Here is a 19570-nt window from a genome sequence, read left to right on the forward strand (position 1 = left end):
TATGAAAGTACTTTACAAAAAAGCCCCAATCGTAAGTATCTTTCTCTCCATGCCTTTACTTTTACAATGCTGTAGTACATACGACAAAGTTCCTATAAGTTTGGATAATGCTGTTGCGGCAAACACAAAAGTGAAAGTCACTACTGCCAGCAACAAAAAATACAAATTCCGAAAAATACAGAGAACTGACGGTGTATATTACGGCCTTGCTGAAGTCAGGGATCAAATTGTAAGAGTTCCTATAGAGAAAGATGAAATTCAAAACATTCGTGCCGCCAGCGTGCCGGCCTCAGCGAATACATCCACAGGGACAGCCAATATTGCCATCATGGTTCTATATGTAATAGGGTTAACCACACCAGGGCATTAGACCAGACGAGACAAGGTCAGTCTTTATATAACAACGCACATTTTAAACAGAAAAGCCTCTCGAATTATGAGGCTTTTTTTTGTAACTTTATATACCTCACTACGAAACTGTTGATACCCAAACGGATTATTAATTATAAATCGTTGCATCATGAAAGTATTTAACAAAAAGACACGAATTATAAGTTTACTATTAGCTTTCATTTTCCTATTTCAAAGTTGTCATGTTTATCATAAAGTTCCGATAAGTTTGGATGAAGCTGTCGCTGCTAATAAAATAATGAAAGTAGTTACTATAGACAGCAAAAAATACAAATTCCAAAAAATTCAAAAATCGGACAGCACGTATTACGGCCTTCTTAAAACCAGAGGCCAAGATGTAAAAGTCCCTTTGGTGACAGCTAAAATTCAGAGTATTCACCCAGTCAATAAAGCAGCCTCTACTGCTTTATCAGTCGGAGCTGTAATAATACCAGTCGGTTTTGTTATACTCCTCATTGGAGCAACTTCAGTTGCTGATGATACTATAATTTACCCCAACTCTGTCCCTTTTCCAAACATGGAACCTTTTTAATCCAACATAAACCATTATTTAAATCAAAAAAAAAAAAACTCTGAGAGGTGCAATCAACACTACAAAAACTACTGATGTCCTACCCGATTATTAAACATATATCATTGAGTCATGAAAATATTTTACAAAAAGGCCCGAATGCTAAGTATACTATTAGCCTTCATATTTCTTTTGCAAAGCTGCGTGGTCTATCATAAAACAGCAATGAGTTTTGACCAAGCTGTTGCGGCTAATAAAAGAATGAAAGTCACTACTACCGACAACAAGAAATACAAATTCAAAAGAATCCTGAAATCGGACAGCACATACTACGGGCTCACCTTAACAAGAAATCAAATGGTAAAAGTTCCGCTGCACACGGATAAAATTCAAAGTATCCATCCCGTTAATAAAGAAGCTTCTATCTTTTTAACAATCGGAGTTACCCTGCTATCAACATTCGGATTATTTGCCCTTGCTTGGTCCACCGGCGACGATAAGTGGGGATCTCCGCGTAACCCTGTCCAATCTAACCCATACCAAACTAATCAATACTAATTTTCTAAAGCAAACAGAAATTATGAAAAGAAAAATTTGATCCTCAAAAACCTATTGAGGGTCACGGATTATTAACTATAAATCGTTGCATCATGAAAGTACTTTACAAAAAGACCCAAATGCTAAGTATACTATTAGCCTTCATTTTCCTTTTACAAAGTTGTCATGTTTATAAAAGGACCCCGATAAGTTTGGATGAAGCTGTCGCTGCCAATAGAAGAATGAAAGTCATTACCAGAGACGACAAAAAACACAAATTCAGAAAAATAGAAAAAATAGGCAGTGTATATTATGGCAGCATTAAAATAAACGGTGAAATAACAAAAATTCCTCTACAGCAAAACGAAATTAAAAGCCTTCGCCAAGTCGACAAAACAACTTCTACAATTCTAACAGTTGGAACTATTTTAGTTTCGGCCGGCGCTATAGTAATTGTCATAGGTATCATTACATTTGACTATAACCCCGATTCCAACGATCCAATCTTGTAAGTCTGTAATTCTCATCAAAAAAAAAACACTAAACAGAATCTATTTTAATTCTTACCCCTTTTCGCTATTTCAAAGTATCAAACAGCGACTTTATTTCAATACCCTTATTTAATCCCGTCATTTTGATGACTTTTCTTTCGTGTGGCAGCAAATCAAAGTAATTATCACTAAAGTTTCCTTTGTCAGATGACAGAAAAACGTTTTTAGCCAAAACATCGGTGGTCACTTCCATGGTATTTTCATCTGTATAAACGATTTTAATCTTTGGCTGTTGCAGTTCCAAATCTTTTGGTTTCTCAAAATAGAACAATACCGATTTCACATCCGTATCAGGTAAAACAAGCTTCGCAGAAAGAACTGATTGTTTCGGATTGAACATGGAAAACTCATTTTTAGCAATTGCATAATACACTTTGCTTGTATTTTCTTCCACCTGAATTTCCGAAGACGATTTCCACAAAACCGTACCTTTAAAATCAACCAGCTCCAATTGTAGCTTTCCCTTTTTAGGAGTCAGTTCATCATTAATCACGTAGAGTTTATACTGATTATCTTCCTCAGTAACTGAAATCAAAATCTGTTCAAAACTTCGCTTGGACTGATAATGAAAGGCTTTCCCGTTCCCGAAATAATCCACCGAACTCCACGAAGTCACCGGCCAGCAGTCATTCAGCTGCCAATACAAACTTCCCATGCAATACGGTTTTGCCCTGCGATGTGTCTCAATAGCGGTTTTCATGCCTTCTGCCTGCAAAAGCTGAGAAACATAAACATAGTCTTCGAATTTTTTAGGAACCTTATAATCGCGCTCCATATACGTTTGAATCGTTTGGTAACCTGTTGGATGCTTCTGATGGTTTTTTACGGCTTGGGAAGCAAGATTTAGATCGCTTTCATTGGCAAAACTTTTAAATGTTTTCACGTCGGGCATTCCCTGAAAACCATATTCGCTCATAAAACGGCCGACTTTCTTTTTGTAAATTTCAAAAGGTTCCATTCCCCACCAAACGCCCCAATAATGAGAATCCCCCTGAAGCAAGCTTTCCTTTCTCCCCCAACCGATGGAAGGTGACGACGGCCAATACAGGTTCTTTTCTTTTGACAGAAGACTGTCAAGTGTTTTCGGAATCAGTTCGTGAAACAATTTTTTATAATCGTTCCAGATTCTTGTCGAATCTTTTTTAGAATACTTGTACTGCTTCTGCCATCCCCAATTGTGCCAACCTTCATCGTTTTCGTTGTTCCCGCACCAGATAGCCAGACTCGGATGGTTTTGCAGTCGGTTGACATTATCGACAACTTCTTTTTTCACGTTCTCCAAAAATGCTTTGTCACCCGGATACATCGCACAGGCAAACATAAAATCCTGCCAGACCAGAATGCCGTTTTTATCACACTCGTCGTAAAAAGCATCGTCGGCATACACGCCGCCGCCCCAAACACGTAACATATTCATATTGGTGTCCACAGCGTTTTTTACGATGCTTTTATAAACTGAATCCTTTGTTTTTGGCAGAAAACTGTCGGGTGGAATATAATTGGCACCTTTCATGAAAACCGGAACGCCATTGAGTTTAAAATAAAAACTTTTCCCGAGGTTGTCCTTTTCCTGAACCAGCTCAATGGTCCGCAAACCAATATTCAATTCTTTGTTAGCCAAAACAATTGTTCCATCTGAAAGAGAAACGGCAAACGGATACAAATAAGCCTCTCCCAAGCCATTGCTCCACCAACGTTTCGGGTTTCTGATTTCATATCCGATTTTCAAATTGTTCTTCCCTTTTTTCAGCTGAAAAGGAACTGATTTTTCATTTATCTTCAACTGGTAGTTTGCGGTATTTTGAGAATTCACCACAACATCAAAAATCAATTCTGCCTTTTCATCGGTAAGCGCCTTTTGCTCATACTTAATATTTTCGATAGTTACCGAATTCCAGAAATGCAACTGCACTTTTTTCCAGATTCCCGCTGTAACAAATCGCGGCCCCCAATCCCAGCCGTACTGATATTGCGCTTTTCGCGTAAATATTTTTTCATCACCAGGCAAAGTATAAGAAAGTTTTTTGGCTGCTTTTTTTTCTTTTTTTACGGCCGAATCAAATACAACCCGCAACTTATTCTCCCCTAGCTTCAAGTACTTCTTAACCTCAACTTTCCAGGTCCGGAACATGTTATCGGCTTTCAAAATCGATTTCCCGTTCAGAACAACTTCAGCATACGTATCCAAACCGTCAAACTGTAATTCGATATTTTCGTTTTCTAAATCTTTGGCAGAAACTGCAAACGATGTTTCATATTCCCAGTCTTCGTTTTCAATCCACTGAAGTTCTTTTTCATTAACTCCGAAAAAAGGATCCGGAATCATTTTATTACGGAACAAATCCGTATGAACCGTTCCCGGTACAGAAGCCTGACTCCATTTAGCATCGCCTTTCTTTCTGAATTTCCAGTCTCCCTTTCCTAAATCGGAATAGGAATTTTGAGCCATAACGAGCATCGGCCAACAGAAAACAAAAAGAAATCTCAAAAAAAGTTTCATTCTTTTAAATTTGATTTCAGAGCCCTAACCTCATCAATGGAAGCTATTTCACTTCCATCTGTAATTGCTGAAGAATGGTAAAACCCAGCATTGGTTTGGTCTTGAAGTAACCCGATATTGGTTGAACGCAAACCGCCACCTGGCATTATTACTATTCTGTTACTGGCTTTTTGCACCAATTGCTTTAGCACGGTGATTCCTTCTGCCACATTGGGCATTGTTCCGGAAGTAAGGATAGTTGAAAACCCGCATTGAATTACGTTCTCTAACGACAAAAAAACGTCCTGAACCTCATCAAAGGCCCTATGAAACGTACACGGAAGCGGTTTTGCTAATTCTACTAATTCAGAATTTCGCTGCACATCAATACTTTTATCCGCATTTAAAATTCCGAAAACAAATCCGTTTATATCAAGGGTTTTAAATTGCAGGATTTCATTTTTCATCTGCTGAAATTCTTCTTCTGCATACACAAAATCACCACCTCTGGGGCGGATCATCACATATAAATCAATGTCTAAATTTTTACGGGTTTGTTTTGTAATCTCAAAATCGGGCGTAGTTCCGCCTTCTTTTATATTATCGCAAAGTTCTACCCTGTCGGCTCCACCCTGTTGTGCAATTAATGCCGACTCAGGATTAAAACAAGCTATTTCTAATTTTTTCATGATTTCAAAAAGTAATCGGCGTCAATTAATTTATTTCCGGTTTCATCATATTTCGCGTAATTGAACCCACCCTGAACGCAATATGCGCCGTGCTCTCCTTTTTTGTTCAATGCGATGAATCCGACTTGAATATCCTTAAGATTTTTGTTTCGGATTTTGGTCAGCTTTACAATTCGGGCAACCGCTTCCTCACATGCTTTTTGTGGAGATCTCCCTTGACGCATCAGTTCCACCACCAAATGGCAACCCGTAATTCGGATTACTTCCTCACCGTGTCCGGTTGCTGTCGCGGCACCGATTTCGTTATCTACATACAATCCGGCACCTATTATTGGCGAATCACCTACGCGGCCGTGCATTTTATAGGCCAGTCCGCTTGTGGTACACGCTCCCGACAGGTTTCCGTGTACATCCAAAGCAATCATTCCGATGGTATCATGATTTTCTATATTGGCTTTTGGATGATATTGACTGGTTTTCAACCATTCTTTCCATTCCTTTTCTGACGCTTCTACCAGTAAATTTTCTTTTTTGAATCCTTGGTTTAAAGCAAATTGAAGCGCTCCGTCACCTACCAACATTACGTGAGGCGTTTTTTCCATAACGGCGCGGGCCACACTAATTGGATGTTTAATATATTCTAAACATGCCACTGAACCGATATTGGAAAACTCATCCATAATACAGGCATCGAGGGTAACTCGTCCGTCACGGTCAGGACGTCCGCCGTAACCCACACTGCGCTCATTCGGGTCGCCTTCCGGAATTTTCACGCCGGCTTCCACAGCATCTAGAGCCCGCCCATTATTTTTAAGGACATCCCATGCAGCCGCATTGGCCGGAATTCCGAAATTCCACGTAGAAAGCACAATGGGTTTCTTTACTTTCCCTGAAGGAAGAATCACTTCGTTTCCTTCCGTTTTTCCACGGAAGCCGTTCAGTGCTACAGCTACTGAAGCGATGGCCGTTGTCTTTAAAAAATTCCTGCGATTTGCCATAACTTTTACTTTTTATTCCACCATAATTTCGTCCACAAACAACCAGCAATCTGAGCCTGCACCCGGTTTCCCTTCCGGAATTTTTCCAGCGTTGGGAGCTATTACTTTGATGTATTTTGCCTTTTGCTTATCAAATGTCATTGAAGCCATGCCTTTCTGCTGAATGATTTCCTCAACAGCGACTCTCTTCACCGAACGAAACATCTTCCCATCTGTTGATACCAAAACTTCAACGTACTTCGGATAATAAATCCAGCTTCCTTCACTCGTTAAAACATCAACCGTTACTTTCGAAACATCTTGTTTCTTTCCTAAATCGATGGTCGCTTCCATGTCTTTCCCCCAGAAACCAATCCAGTCGCGTCCATATTTCTCCATATTTCCACGCATTCCGTCAACCAATGTGAACGAACCTCCAATGCCGTAATTCCCATGAGGCTGATTCTCCAGACTTATTTTCTTTCCGGTTGATTTTGTAATGAAAAATGGTTGCTCGATTACGGCGCTTTTCTGCTTCCCATCTTCAAAATAGGCAGCCTTTATGGTTTGACTTTGTGATACCAAAAGTGGTTCTTCATACTTTTTCGAAACAGCAGTCGGATTCGTTCCGTCAGTTGTAAAATGGATTCCATCTTTTGTTGATTTCAGCAAGAAGACAACGCCTTGTTCCTTATCAGACGGACTAACTTTGGAGGTAACTTCAAACAATGCCTTACTGTAATTGATACCTTTTGCTTCGTAAACCGAAAAATGCTGTATCAATCGGTTTTGAAAATCCTGATACTTCGACACATCGGAAGTTCCCCAAGCCACTTCTGCCAAAGCTGCCATACGCGGCATAATCATATATTCGACGTGTTCGGGCGTGTTCATGTATTCGGTCCAGACATTCCCTTGGGCACCCAATATGTATTTTGCTTCTTCTTCAGTCAGTTCTTTTGAGGTCGGTTCAAACGAATATACTTTTTCCACAGTTGTATATCCTCCGATGGCAACCGGTTCGTTTTTGGGTTCACCCTGATAATGGTCGAAATAACAATGTGATCCCGGTGTCATTACCACTTTATGTTTTTGTTTTGCCGCTGCTATTCCGCCTTCTGTTCCGCGCCAACTCATTACGGCAGCATTGGGAGCTAAACCTCCTTCTAGAATTTCATCCCAACCGATAATTTGTCTGCCCTTCGAGTTCAGGAATTTTTCGATTCGTCTGATAAAATAACTCTGCAGTTCATGTTCGTCTTTCAGTCCTTCTTTTTTGATTAACGCCTGACAAGGGGCACAGTTTTTCCAACGGGTTTTCGGACTTTCATCACCACCGATATGAATGTATTCTGATGGAAACAGATCAAGCACTTCGGTCAGGACATTCTCCAAAAATTCGAACGTAGCTTCCTTCGGGCAATACACATCATCCAAAACACCCCATTGCATCGCCACTTCAAACGGTCCGCCGGTACATGATAATTCCGGATATGCAGCCAAAGCCGCTTGTGAATGACCTGGCATTTCGATTTCGGGAACCACAGTAATGTGACGTTCTTTGGCATAGGCAACTATTTCTTTGATTTCTTCCTGCGTATAGAATCCGCCGTACTTTTTGTCATCAAACTTCTGATCATTATAATGTCCCACCATGGAGCCTTTGCGCCAAGCGCCTACTTCAGTTAGTTTCGGATATTTTTTAATTTCGATGCGCCATCCCTGGTCTTCCGTTAAATGCCAGTGGAAGGTATTCATTTTGTACATCGCCAAATAATCGATGTATTTTTTGATGAATTCTTTTGGGAAGAAATGGCGTCCGACATCTAAATGCATTCCACGCCAAACATATTTTGGTTCGTCTTTAATTTCGATACACGGAATTTTCAGTTCTGCTGTTTTACCAATCGGAAGCATTTGTTCTAAAGTCTGAAACGCGTAAAAAAGTCCGATGTTCCCTTTGGAGAAAATCTGTATTTGTGAATTAAGAACTTTCAGTTCGTATTCTCCTGATTGATTGTCTTTCGGATTTTCAACCTGAATCTGAATCGTATTCAGCGGGCTCTTGGAATTGTTTGTTGTTTTCAGTTCAAATCCGTATGCCGATTTTAAAAACTGGTTGAACAGTTTAATTTCTGTATTGCTTCCTGAATTCCCAATAAGGATAAGTGTTCCCTTATTTAAAACGAAGTCCCCTTCTTTTTGAACCAATTCTTTGGGTTTCGGAATTAACGGCAATGGATTTTGCGAAAAGGCAATATTGAAAAGCAATACTAAAAATACAATCAGTCTAGAAGTCATGGAAGTGTTGTTTGTCTTTGGCTAATTTATATAAAAAAGATAAAAAAAATGCCCCATTTTCGTGAGGCATTTATCGATTTATCAAAAGAATTACTTTTTTATTATTCGAAGGGTTTTCGTTTTATCACCCTGAGTTACTACAATATTGTAAATCCCTGAAGGGTATTCACCTCCCATTTGCCAATCGGAAACTGCATTTGGCAAAATTTGTCTCTCGTCAATTAATTTTCCTAACATATCATACACAGAAACACCAACTGTCTCTCCACTGGAAGTGGTTAAGTCGAGGTTGAAGTTTTCCTTAAAAGGGTTTGGATTAGCTGTAACCGAGTAACCATTTGCTGAATCAAGATTAACACTTAGGGTAGTAGACACAACTAAATTAAATTGTGTGAGGGTAAAACAACCTGTTGTTCTGTTGGTGACCCGTACATATATTGGTTGTGGGTTACTGGTGTTTGCAAAAAAATTTGGTAATGGCGAAACATAATCAACAGCATTGGCAAGTGTTGTAAAAAAATCAACAGAATTATTAATCAAATCCGAATTTATTTCGCTCCGTTTAGCATCTAAATTAAAAAGGCCTACATTTGGTGTAGCATCGCTAAAAATCATATAATCGCTAGTGGGATTTACTATCGGTCCCGGCAACAAACCTGCAGAACCTGTCCAATGCAACTCAAATCCTCCATCGCCATGTGGCCTATCAATAGCAATATAGTACGTTTGTCCTGCAATTACATTTAGCCAGCTCACATAACCATTTCCATTAGCATCAGGTCCCGAAGAAAGCGCATTGGATGATCCGCTCATTCCGGTATGATTTGTTGCCAAACCTGCCAAAAACGGATTTGTGGTAGAACAACGGATAGGTGTTCCCAAATTAGAACAACTTACATTTGGCGCATATACCCAAAAATCATAATCCACAGTAATAGCTGCATCCAATGGCATTAGGTCAAAACCTAATGTCCCACTTTGTGCGACAATAATTTTCAGCCAGATAGAATTATGCTCACGTCCTCCACATGCATTAACTTCCTGAACATTACCAATACTCGTGGCATTCGAGGTAAAAACACCACTTGTACTAATAGTAATGGCGTTGGCACAATCATTGGGAAATTGTGCTTTAGCTGTAGTAATAAATAACAGCAATAGAGGGACGTAAAAATATTTTTTCATATGTAATTTGTAAGGCATTTGATAAAAAACTAAGGTAAAACAATTTTTGATGTGAAAATAAAAAAATCTCACAAATTGTGAGACTTTTATTTCTTATCAAACCGTTTATTTATTTTTTGAGGCTTCTATTTTAGCATCAACTTCAGTTTCAGTACCTTCAAAAGTTTCTACTTTTTCTGTTTCCTTTCCGTTTTCTATAGTTGTCGTTTTAATCGTCGCTTTTGTTTTTCCGTCTTCCGTCTCTTTTTCAATGGAAACACGCTTCATCACTTCATTTTTTACCATCCCCTTTCCACCTATGAATTTTCCGTTTTCATCGTAATAAGATGCACACATGGCTTTTTCTTCATCGGAACAACCCATTTTCTCACACATTTTGGCACATTCTTCCTTCGACATCATGGCCATTTTAGACATGTCGCATTTCGTTTTATGTTGGGCGTACATTCCCGTTTGACCACAACAATCGTCTTTGGCCATCATTGTAGAATCAGAATGTCCGTCGCCCAAAATTGGTGCGATAACCAATCCGATCAAACACGTCAATTTGATTAAAATGTTCATTGAAGGACCTGAAGTATCCTTAAACGGATCTCCAACTGTATCACCGGTTACCGCAGCCTTGTGAGCATCGGAACCTTTAAAAGTCATTTCTCCGTTAATCATCACACCGGCTTCGAATGATTTTTTAGCATTATCCCAGGCACCCCCGGCATTATTTTGAAATATTGCCCAAAGTACCCCTGAAACGGTAACACCTGCCATGTAACCACCCAACATTTCGGCTATCATTTGATTATTTCCGGAATATACCAGTTTGCCTATGATCACAATCAAGATCGGAAAACCAATGGTTAAGATACCCGGCAACATCATTTCGCGTAACGCGGCTTTGGTGGAAATTTCAACGCATTTCCCGTACTCCGGTTTTCCCTTACCTTCCATGATGCCCGGAATCTCTTTGAACTGACGACGTACTTCGTACACCATATCCATAGCTGCTTTTCCAACCGAGTTCATAGCCAGAGCAGAGAAAACCACAGGAATCATTCCACCTATGAATAACATTGCCAAAACCGGCGCTTTGAAAATATTGATCCCGTCGATTCCGGTAAACGTTACATAAGCCGCAAACAATCCTAAAGAAGTCAGCGCCGCCGAAGCAATCGCAAAACCCTTTCCGGTTGCCGCTGTAGTATTTCCAACCGAATCCAAGATATCGGTTCTGGTGCGAACTTCTTTTGGCAGTTCGCTCATCTCGGCGATTCCTCCCGCATTATCTGAAATAGGTCCGAATGCATCAATAGCCAACTGCATGGCCGTGGTAGCCATCATTGCCGAAGCTGCTAATGCTACCCCGTAGAATCCTGCTAAAGCATACGATGCCCAAATTGCGATTCCGAATAATAATACTGTTGGAAAAGTTGAAATCATCCCTGTAGCCAAACCGGCTATTACATTTGTTCCCGCCCCTGTAGACGATTTTTGTACGATTGCCAAAACAGGTTTGGTACCTAATCCAGTGTAATATTCCGTAACCGAGGAAATAACACCTCCTACCGTTAACCCTACAATTGTAGCATAAAACACTCTCATTGATGAGATTTCTTTTAGTCCTTCCCCGTAAAAATTCATTTTCATGGTTTCAGGCAATAAGTATTGCACCAAAAAGTAGCAAGCCACTAATGTCAGTCCGATTGACACCCAATTTCCTATGTTTAAAGCACCTTGTACTTGCTTTTCTTTGGCATCATTGCTTGTAATTTTCACCAGCATTGTTCCGATGATCGAGAACAGGATTCCGAAACCGGCAATTGCCATTGGCAGTAAGATGGGCCCGATTCCACCGAACTCATCCTGAATGCTGCCTCCCATATCTTTGATAACATAATTTCCGAGCACCATGGCCGCCAAAACCGTTGCCACATACGAACCGAACAAATCAGCACCCATACCGGCAACATCGCCCACGTTATCACCTACGTTATCAGCAATAGTCGCAGGATTACGCGGATCGTCTTCGGGAATACCCGCTTCTACTTTCCCAACAAGATCGGCGCCCACATCAGCTGCTTTAGTGTAAATTCCGCCACCTACACGAGCAAATAAGGCAATGGATTCGGCTCCAAGAGAGAATCCCGCCAAGGTTTCCAATACAATGGTCATATCTTCGGTGGAAGTCCATGTGCCATGCATGAAATAATTAAAGAAGAAAATAAAGAAAGACGTCAGTCCTAAAACAGCTAAACCGGCGACACCAAGTCCCATTACGGTTCCGCCTCCAAAGGAAATTTTTAATGCATCGGGTAAACTGCTGCGTGCTGCCTGAGTCGTTCTGACATTTGTTTTAGTTGCGATTTTCATACCCATATTCCCGGCCAAAGCCGAAAAAAAGGCACCGAAAACAAAGGCAACAACGATTAATATGTGCGTAGTTGGTACAATAAACGAGACACTTGCCAGAATGATACTTGCCAGAATAACAAAAAGCGCCAGCAATTTATATTCAGCTTTGAGAAAAGCCAATGCTCCCTCGTAGATGTGATCTGAAATCTCTTTCATTTTTCCATCACCCGCATCTTGCTTCAGAACCCAACTCCTTTTTACCCACATAAACGCAAGTCCTAACAATGCCATTATGACCGGCACGTAAATCACCATTGATCCCATAAAATTTGTTTTTGGTATACGGTTAATATATTCGTAAATATATAGAAACAAAAACAAATAAAAAAGCAATACTCCTTACGAAATATTGCTTTTTATATAAAATTTTAAGAAATCTTATTATTTGATGCTGAATAATCCTTCTGGCTTATTTTCCACAGCATTGAAACGGTCAACACACTCTTTCAAGATACGTTTAGCATCGTTTACATCTCCCCATCCTTCAACATCGACTTTTTTGTGCTCTAAATCTTTGTATACCTGGAAGAAGTGCTCGATTTCTTTTACCAAGTGCGGGTTCATATCCGACAAATCGTCTAATTTATTCCAGATTGGATCCGATACCGGCACACAGATAATTTTCTCATCCGGTCCTTTATCATCAGCCATGTGAAAAACACCAATTGGCTTCACTTCCATAACACATCCAGGGAAAGTTGGCTCGTTTACCAAAACCAATACGTCCAACGGATCTCCGTCTAACGCTAATGTTTCAGGAATAAAACCGTAATCTGCAGGATACATCATAGACGAGAATAACATTCTGTCGAAACGCATTCTTTTCAATTCGAAATCGTATTCGTATTTGTTTCTGCTCCCTCTTGGGATTTCGATTAAAACATCGAAAGTTTTAATTTTATCAGCTGTCATTGTATTAACTTTTACGTATTTTTTTCGGGTGCAAAAGTAGTACAAAAACAACTCTCTAACAAGAAATTCAGACAATTATGAAGTATATTTCGCAATATTATAACAAAGACCTAATAAGGCTGTTGTCTTCCCCGTTTCTTAAGGTAGTAATGCCATAGAAAATAAGTGGCTGCTGTGCGGTATGGCTTCCAGTTTTCTGCATACGTAGCCATGGCTTCTTTCTCGTGAATATCAAACAATTCCTTAATAGTGTTGACAACCGCTATATCGCCAAGCGGAATAATATCCGGAGATTGCAGGCAAAACATCAGATACACATCTATTGTCCAATGGCCGATGCCCTTGATTTTTATCAACTCATTTCTGATTTCCTCCGGTTCTTTAACAGACAAGCTTTCCACATCTAACGATTTGTCAGCAACAGCCTGGGAAAGTGCTTTTAAATAGGTTGTCTTCTGACGGCTTACCCCACAAGCCCTAAAATCTTCATCGGAAAAAGCCAATAGCGTTTCAGGCAAAAAATCAGGAAGTTTATGTTTAATTTTATTGAACGTCGCTTTGGCCGAGTTTATGGAAACCTGTTGCTCCAGAATCAGCAGGCAAAGCGTTTCGAAACCGGGTGGGCGCTGCACAAAAGTAGGTACGCCGTACAACGCAACTATTTTCTGAAACTTATCTTCGTTTTTAAGAAGATGCGCTATTGCGTTTTTCATTAGAAATAGAATCCGAAAGAACCTTTAACAGCGAATTTATTTGCATCAGGAACATTTAAGTAATTCCCTCTCCATGAGAAATCCAAACGGAAGCATTTGAAAATATTCCCGATTCCTGCATGGTATTCCCAATACCCGTTTTCAGGAGCACGGTATTCCAATCCGGAAGCATTTATAGCGATATTTTCATCGGAAACAGTACCAACTACCCCTTTGACTCCGACAATTTCCCTCCAATTTAATTTTCGCAACAGTGGCACCCTTGAAAAAAGCCTTCCGTTAAAATGGTGTTCTAAATGAAACGACGCATATCGATCGACCAGAAACTCATAATACTGCAGGTTACTGAATGTATTATCTATCTGGAACCATGATTGGTTACCGGGAACAACCCCCATTAAGCCCAAAGGCACTTCATTAAATATTTTCCCCAGTTCCATGGTAGTGAACAAGCGGCCAAAACCTCCTATAAGAACAGGTTGTCTGTAATAAAACTGAAGTTTTCTGTAATCAAAATCACTATCAAGAATCCCTTTAAAACCGTGAGCGTAATTGACAAAAACACGTGGAAAATTGTAATCTACCAATAACCTTTCAACACCATGACCAATGGTTTTTCGATTTGGAGTATAATCCACCCTTAATTCTATTTCGGACTGCTTTACCTCACTCTGAATAGTGCCGTTTTCATCATAATAATCCAAACTGAACTGATCGGATGCCGATTTTAAGGTTCGATAGGTAAGACCCGCTTCAACTGTCAAATTTTTTGCGACCTCAATTTCGGCAGAAAGCATTGACAGGTTAATTGAAGTCAGCTTATTATTGGTTCCGGTTGAGAACAAAGAACTGGATGCAAAACTACGCCCTAGCACATCGTTTGTAGTGGTCAAACTTACCCCTATTTGCTCAACATCCCTTCTGTGCCCTGCCGATAGGATCAATCTGTTTTTTTGGTTAACCAACCACTTTCCGGAAATCCCGTACTTAAATTGGTCATCCTTCAAACCATATGCAGCGAATCCCTGTAAGCGCCAAGGATCATTCGGACCAAAATAAGTTCTTCCTCCCACACGCAAACGCAAGCCTTCAACGTCATTATATCCGAAAGTGGAATATACAGGTCCATAGTCAAACTTGTATTTCGGCATTTCTATATAACCACTAGCCAGGACAGTAGCAAGGTTATAAAATCTTTTGAATTTCGGAATCGTATTTAATGTATCCAAAAGCCCATAAATCCCTTTTTCATTCTTGCTGAGGCTTTCAAAACGGTTTTCCTCCCAATACTCATCAGGTTTAGTATAAACTTCACTGTCATAAGTATCAACTTCTTCTTTATAGAATTTATCGTCTTTCGGAATATTGAACTTATGATTTTTCACCAAAGTGGTTCGTTTTCCATATACCCCTTTTGATTTTTCCCTTTTGGAAAAACTGAAATCCGACATCATATGGTCCCTTTTCAGTAAAAATACCGAATCGTTGAGCACATCGAATTCCTGTTCGATATAAATCTCTTTCACCCAGTTGATGTTGGCGCTTTTACTGGCCTCCATATTGATTTTTTTAATGGCGAATGTGGAATCATTTACCCAAAAATCCCCTTTGAATGTCAATTCATTTTTTCTTCTCGGATAGAAAATAATATTGTAACACCATTTATTGTCTATGAAAGCACTGTCTGACAACACATAATTGTACACATTGATACCAGTTCGGGAAAGCGGACTCACGAAATCCTTATCAAAAAATTTTAGGTAATTATTATAAATATCATACTCGGCGTACAAATCTTTAATAAAGGTATTCACACCGTCCCCGGTTCCTAAACCTGAATTTTTATTAGCCTTGACTATTTCTTTCTTTTTCCCTTTGACATTATCAGCGTAAACTTCACTAAGCGTTTCGTTAATAAATATTGGCAAAAAAGCTTTTCCGGTTACTTTTGACGTATCAATTCTGTCAAAGATAAATTCCATGCCTTCAAAAATCTTATTGGCTTTGAAAGCACTGTCGATGGAATTCAGGTCAAATTCCACTTTTTCGTATTTATCGTATTGATACTGATCGAACATGTACAAACCGTTTTTCCTCTTGCGCTCCCATATTTTTCTGAGAATGTCAATGGCCGGGTTGTTCTTTTTGGAAGTTTTTCCGGTATAAATTTTAACTTCCTGAAGTTGATTATCCGGCTTGATGGTGATTTTCATGTCCAGATCAACCGATTTTGTCAGGGTGATTTCTACCGCCTTATATCCCACAAAGGAAGCAACCAATATCTTATATGTTTTATCGGATTGAAGATAGAACCGCCCGTTTTCATCAGAAACGATTCCTTCGGTAGAACCTTTAAAATAAACATTGGCATAACTCATCGGTTGGTTGTTTTCATCATAGATTACTCCACCAACCTTGGTCTGTGCTGACATGCTGATATAAAAAATAAAAAAACTTAAAATCAGTAAAAACTTCTTCATAGGCCGATAAAAAAAAACTTCACCAACAATTGCTGATGAAGTTTCAAATATACTAATTAGATTTTTAGATTTTTGGACTATTTAGATTTTTAGATGATTTATCCTTCAATAATTCAAAAAATTTAATATTCTAAAAAATCTTACAATCTATTTATACATTACTTTTCTAACCGCCTTAACCACATCGTTTGCATTAGGCAACCACTCTTTCAATAAAGTTGGCGAATAAGGAGCAGGCGTATCTGCCGTTGTAATTCTTTGTACCGGAGCGTCTAAATAATCGAAAGCTCTTTCCTGAACCATATAAGTAATTTCGGAAGCTACCGATGCAAACGGCCAAGCCTCTTCCAACACTACTAAACGATTTGTTTTTTTCACCGAATTGATGATACAATCGTAATCCATAGGACGAATAGTTCTCAAATCGATGATCTCACAAGAGATATTTTCTTTTGCCAATTCATCAGCCGCGATGAAAGCTTCTTTTAGGATTTTTCCGAAAGACACAATCGTCACATCCGTTCCTTCTCTTTTAACATCGGCAACACCTATCGGAATAGTGTATTCTCCTTCAGGCACTTCACCTTTATCACCATACATTTGCTCCGACTCCATGAAAATCACCGGATCGTTATCGCGAATAGCCGATTTCAACAATCCTTTTGCATCGTACGGGTTGGATGGCACAATCACTTTTAAACCCGGACAGTTGGCATACCAATTTTCGAAAGCCTGAGAGTGCGTAGCCGCTAACTGTCCTGCTGAAGCTGTCGGACCACGGAATACCATCGGCATTGGGAATTGTCCCGCTGACATCTGACGCATTTTTGCTGCGTTATTAATAATCTGGTCGATACCCACCAACGAGAAGTTGAAAGTCATAAATTCCACAATCGGTCGGCAACCATTCATAGCTGAACCTACTGCGATTCCGGCAAAACCAAGTTCTGCGATTGGCGTATCGATTACTCTTTTCGCTCCGAATTCATCCAGCATTCCTTTAGAAGCTTTGTATGCTCCGTTATATTCCGCTACTTCTTCACCCATTAAATATACCGATTCGTCACGACGCATCTCTTCGCTCATCGCTTCACAAACCGCTTCTCTAAACTGTATCGTTCTCATGTATTTTTCTTTATCCAAAATTATTGAAAGGCAAAAATAAAAATTTAAAATTACTTATACTGCAAATTCCTTTTAAAGTTGACAGATATAGTTTTTATAAAATTAAAAATATCTAATAGCCCTTGCCATAACTGGACCATTATAGCTAGCATATCGATATTTATCTAATGTCGCATTATACCCATTAAAAAAATCAAGCGCGTAAGCTGCAGAACTCGAAATTTCAGTCGATGACCAATAATCAGCTTCATAAAATCCCCCTAATGCACTTCTACTAATATAAACTTTCCTTAATTCTTCCTTGCTCGGCAAAAACCAATCATCATAGCCATCTACTACCAAATTTGAACATTTTCTTGCCACTGCATATGTACTATTATCATTCAACAAAAGCATTTTGTTTGTGTTTTCCAACCCTTTACCCAGCCCTTCATCTGTTCCGCCAGACAAACTACGGCTATTTGACCAAATTAAACCATTAATAGAGATTATATCTTCAGGAGCTGCAATCAACCCATGCTGTTCTCCTTGAACATAACCTGGATCGCCTTGCTGATATATGTATGCTATTTTACCTCCTTGGTAACTCATTCCAATATACAGAACAGGAACAACCTCAACCTTTATTGGTAACTTCCCAGAAAATGAACTAAATTCATCACTGTAGCTATAATTCAAGTACGAAGAAACGGGCAACGAAGCCGGAGTTCCGATAATCTTAATTTTCATATTCAACTGTCCGTCACCCTGCAAAGAAGAGGAAACTAGCTGAAGATTGGGATGATTAACACTTAGCGCAAGCTTTTGAAAAATTTCTGAAGTCATCAATTCTTGCTCTGATTGGCTAACTGACGAAACTTGTCTAATCGGTACGTTTGGAATATCATAAAGCGGATTATAATTGTTGATATAATCGATAGCATCATTAATTGTATTCAAAGCACCCGTATAAATGGAATGGGATTTAAAAAACAAACGTATTAAAGCATTATCACTTGCCGCATCACTCGTATCTACGCTTCTTCTGTAAGTATTAATAGGCGTAACCAAACTCACATCATTTTGAAAACTGATAAACGAACTATTAGTATTTCTGTTATTATCACCAAACAACGAAGAAACACTAAGCTGTACAGCTTTGGCTTTGGCAAGAAGAAAATCGCGCAAACTTTCAGCACATAAACCTAATGCAACACCAGTCAAAACAGCACCTACAATTTTAACAGCAGTAAATATTCCCGGATTACTTACAAGCCAATCTGCAACATGAATAACCGCAACTCCAACAACTATTCCTGCCACACTTGCATTAAATAAATCTAAAGAAACTGTAGCAAATTCCGTCGGAGTAAATCTACCTGTCGCACCATTAATCCCTGACATCATAATATAATCAAAAGAAGCTTTATTTGCTTTATATAATTTGGCCATCACTTCTTTTTGCGCTGCATCCGCATCCGCATAAAAAGAATTAAAAGCAGAAACAAGTCTCAAAGAAGTTTGATACTCAGGAAATGTTGAAGCACCAACCTGATTAGAATAATTCTCTAAATTCCCTAAAAAAGAGGCCAAAGTATTTTCAGAAGTATCGGTAAGCACTGTATCCTTCACATCATAGTGAATCGTAGCACTGTTTAATGAACTGATGACTAAATCTGTTTTCCCTAACGAGGCATTAGGAGAAACTGAAAAAACCAAAGTATTGACACCGCTTTTTCTCAAAATTACCTGTTCACCGGCAAATGTAGCTTCATATTCATTTTGTGATAAATCGACTCCGTTTAGATTAATTGTTACCGCCTGATAGCGAAAAACCTCGCCCCCATTTTGATCGACCTTGTCGTTTTCCGTTGCATCATCTTTAGAACAGGACACTATTACGGCCAAAGCAGCCATAAATAGAACTAAACTTTTTAGTAAATGTTTTTTCATACTATCGATTGTTAAAATTTTAACAAAAATAAAAAATCTCACATTACTTATCGGCCATAGTAACGATTTATTACGCCGAATTTATTTTATACTGAATTCTTTTGCTTTTGGGCTGATCCGAAAGCTTCAAAACCATCCTATAAAATCATCTGACTGCAAAAACAAGATGATAAAAAACAATCGATAAAATTTACTTTTCCCGATTAAAAAACATCAATATTTGAAAAATATGTCTTACTATAATATTTTCAATCAATTTTAATTCCAAATAAATGACATTCAATATTTTACCCAAAAATTTACTACAAAAAATCTTTGTTTTTCAATCGACATTTTCAACTATTTTTTTAACTTTGTAAGT

General features: G+C 39.0%; 15 protein-coding genes. 4 read left to right on the forward strand and 11 right to left on the reverse strand.

Features of this window, described 5'->3' with window-relative positions; translation table 11 throughout:
- The first annotated feature begins 1 nt into the window (after window position 1).
- The 4 genes from FEDK69T_RS12855 (at window position 2) to FEDK69T_RS12870 (ending at window position 1971) form a co-directional block, all read left to right on the forward strand.
- A complete protein-coding gene (locus FEDK69T_RS12855; protein WP_023574611.1) occupies window positions 2–370 on the forward strand; it encodes a hypothetical protein in 369 nt (122 codons plus the stop codon).
- Window positions 371–520: 150 nt separating this feature from the next.
- Window positions 521–943 (forward strand): hypothetical protein, encoded by a 423-nt coding sequence (locus tag FEDK69T_RS12860; protein ID WP_023574612.1) that lies wholly within the window; start codon window positions 521–523, stop codon window positions 941–943.
- 138 nt (window positions 944–1081) lie between these two features.
- Complete coding sequence (locus FEDK69T_RS12865) at window positions 1082–1480, forward strand: hypothetical protein (RefSeq protein ID WP_155959280.1); 399 nt, start codon at window positions 1082–1084, stop codon at window positions 1478–1480.
- A 92-nt stretch (window positions 1481–1572) separates the two neighbouring features.
- Window positions 1573–1971 carry a hypothetical protein gene (locus FEDK69T_RS12870; protein WP_023574614.1) on the forward strand — a complete coding sequence of 133 codons (399 nt, stop codon included), beginning with the start codon at window positions 1573–1575 and terminating at the stop codon, window positions 1969–1971.
- A gap of 64 nt (window positions 1972–2035) precedes the next feature.
- Here FEDK69T_RS12870 and FEDK69T_RS12875 read toward each other — a convergent pair whose 3' ends face one another.
- From FEDK69T_RS12875 to FEDK69T_RS15550, 11 genes are all read right to left on the reverse strand, one after another.
- Window positions 2036–4510, reverse strand: a complete 2475-nt coding sequence (locus FEDK69T_RS12875) for a beta-mannosidase (protein WP_035630712.1) — start codon at window positions 4508–4510, stop codon at window positions 2036–2038.
- Window positions 4507–5178, reverse strand: a complete 672-nt coding sequence (locus FEDK69T_RS12880) for a copper homeostasis protein CutC (RefSeq protein WP_035630713.1) — start codon at window positions 5176–5178, stop codon at window positions 4507–4509. The genes FEDK69T_RS12875 and FEDK69T_RS12880 overlap by 4 nt, the downstream gene beginning before the upstream one ends.
- Complete coding sequence (locus FEDK69T_RS12885; RefSeq protein WP_023574617.1) at window positions 5175–6176, reverse strand: isoaspartyl peptidase/L-asparaginase family protein; 1002 nt, start codon at window positions 6174–6176, stop codon at window positions 5175–5177. Before FEDK69T_RS12885 ends, FEDK69T_RS12880 begins: the two co-directional genes overlap by 4 nt.
- Window positions 6177–6188: 12 nt before the next feature.
- Window positions 6189–8456 carry a glycoside hydrolase family 20 protein gene (locus FEDK69T_RS12890; protein WP_023574618.1) on the reverse strand — a complete coding sequence of 756 codons (2268 nt, stop codon included), beginning with the start codon at window positions 8454–8456 and terminating at the stop codon, window positions 6189–6191.
- 90 nt (window positions 8457–8546) lie between these two features.
- Complete coding sequence (locus tag FEDK69T_RS12895; protein ID WP_023574619.1) at window positions 8547–9641, reverse strand: T9SS type A sorting domain-containing protein; 1095 nt, start codon at window positions 9639–9641, stop codon at window positions 8547–8549.
- A gap of 105 nt (window positions 9642–9746) precedes the next feature.
- Window positions 9747–12311: a sodium-translocating pyrophosphatase gene (locus FEDK69T_RS12900; protein WP_023574620.1), complete on the reverse strand. Its 2565-nt coding sequence runs from the start codon at window positions 12309–12311 to the stop codon at window positions 9747–9749.
- Window positions 12312–12428: 117 nt separating this feature from the next.
- The gene (locus FEDK69T_RS12905; protein WP_023574621.1) at window positions 12429–12959 is read right to left on the reverse strand and encodes an inorganic diphosphatase; all 531 of its coding nucleotides are present in this window, start codon (window positions 12957–12959) and stop codon (window positions 12429–12431) included.
- 110 nt (window positions 12960–13069) lie between these two features.
- The gene (locus FEDK69T_RS12910) at window positions 13070–13672 is read right to left on the reverse strand and encodes a DNA-3-methyladenine glycosylase family protein (protein ID WP_023574622.1); all 603 of its coding nucleotides are present in this window, start codon (window positions 13670–13672) and stop codon (window positions 13070–13072) included.
- On the reverse strand, window positions 13672–16152 hold the full coding sequence (locus FEDK69T_RS12915) for a DUF5686 and carboxypeptidase-like regulatory domain-containing protein (protein WP_035630714.1): 2481 nt from the start codon (window positions 16150–16152) through the stop codon (window positions 13672–13674). Before FEDK69T_RS12915 ends, FEDK69T_RS12910 begins: the two co-directional genes overlap by 1 nt.
- Window positions 16153–16299: 147 nt before the next feature.
- Window positions 16300–17277: a pyruvate dehydrogenase complex E1 component subunit beta gene (locus tag FEDK69T_RS12920; protein ID WP_023574623.1), complete on the reverse strand. Its 978-nt coding sequence runs from the start codon at window positions 17275–17277 to the stop codon at window positions 16300–16302.
- A gap of 102 nt (window positions 17278–17379) precedes the next feature.
- Window positions 17380–19209: a DUF1566 domain-containing protein gene (locus FEDK69T_RS15550; RefSeq protein WP_023574624.1), complete on the reverse strand. Its 1830-nt coding sequence runs from the start codon at window positions 19207–19209 to the stop codon at window positions 17380–17382.
- Window positions 19210–19570: the final 361 nt, after the last annotated feature.

Origin of the sequence: Flavobacterium enshiense DK69, assembly GCF_000498495.1 — a bacterium.
Taxonomy (GTDB): Bacteria; Bacteroidota; Bacteroidia; order Flavobacteriales; family Flavobacteriaceae; genus Flavobacterium; species Flavobacterium enshiense.

Excerpts from the sequence above, each read along its gene's own strand:
- FEDK69T_RS12855 (WP_023574611.1), top strand. The coding sequence starts at position 2 with ATGAAAGTACTTTACAAAAAAGCCCCAATCGTAAGTATCTTTCTCTCC.
- FEDK69T_RS12860 (WP_023574612.1), top strand. The coding sequence starts at position 521 with ATGAAAGTATTTAACAAAAAGACACGAATTATAAGTTTACTATTAGCT.
- FEDK69T_RS12865 (WP_155959280.1), top strand. The coding sequence starts at position 1,082 with ATGCTAAGTATACTATTAGCCTTCATATTTCTTTTGCAAAGCTGCGTG.
- FEDK69T_RS12870 (WP_023574614.1), top strand. The coding sequence starts at position 1,573 with ATGAAAGTACTTTACAAAAAGACCCAAATGCTAAGTATACTATTAGCC.
- FEDK69T_RS12875 (WP_035630712.1), bottom strand. The coding sequence starts at position 4,510 with ATGAAACTTTTTTTGAGATTTCTTTTTGTTTTCTGTTGGCCGATGCTC.
- FEDK69T_RS12880 (WP_035630713.1), bottom strand. The coding sequence starts at position 5,178 with ATGAAAAAATTAGAAATAGCTTGTTTTAATCCTGAGTCGGCATTAATT.
- FEDK69T_RS12885 (WP_023574617.1), bottom strand. The coding sequence starts at position 6,176 with ATGGCAAATCGCAGGAATTTTTTAAAGACAACGGCCATCGCTTCAGTA.
- FEDK69T_RS12890 (WP_023574618.1), bottom strand. The coding sequence starts at position 8,456 with ATGACTTCTAGACTGATTGTATTTTTAGTATTGCTTTTCAATATTGCC.
- FEDK69T_RS12895 (WP_023574619.1), bottom strand. The coding sequence starts at position 9,641 with ATGAAAAAATATTTTTACGTCCCTCTATTGCTGTTATTTATTACTACA.
- FEDK69T_RS12900 (WP_023574620.1), bottom strand. The coding sequence starts at position 12,311 with ATGGGATCAATGGTGATTTACGTGCCGGTCATAATGGCATTGTTAGGA.
- FEDK69T_RS12905 (WP_023574621.1), bottom strand. The coding sequence starts at position 12,959 with ATGACAGCTGATAAAATTAAAACTTTCGATGTTTTAATCGAAATCCCA.
- FEDK69T_RS12910 (WP_023574622.1), bottom strand. The coding sequence starts at position 13,672 with ATGAAAAACGCAATAGCGCATCTTCTTAAAAACGAAGATAAGTTTCAG.
- FEDK69T_RS12915 (WP_035630714.1), bottom strand. The coding sequence starts at position 16,152 with ATGAAGAAGTTTTTACTGATTTTAAGTTTTTTTATTTTTTATATCAGC.
- FEDK69T_RS12920 (WP_023574623.1), bottom strand. The coding sequence starts at position 17,277 with ATGAGAACGATACAGTTTAGAGAAGCGGTTTGTGAAGCGATGAGCGAA.
- FEDK69T_RS15550 (WP_023574624.1), bottom strand. The coding sequence starts at position 19,209 with ATGAAAAAACATTTACTAAAAAGTTTAGTTCTATTTATGGCTGCTTTG.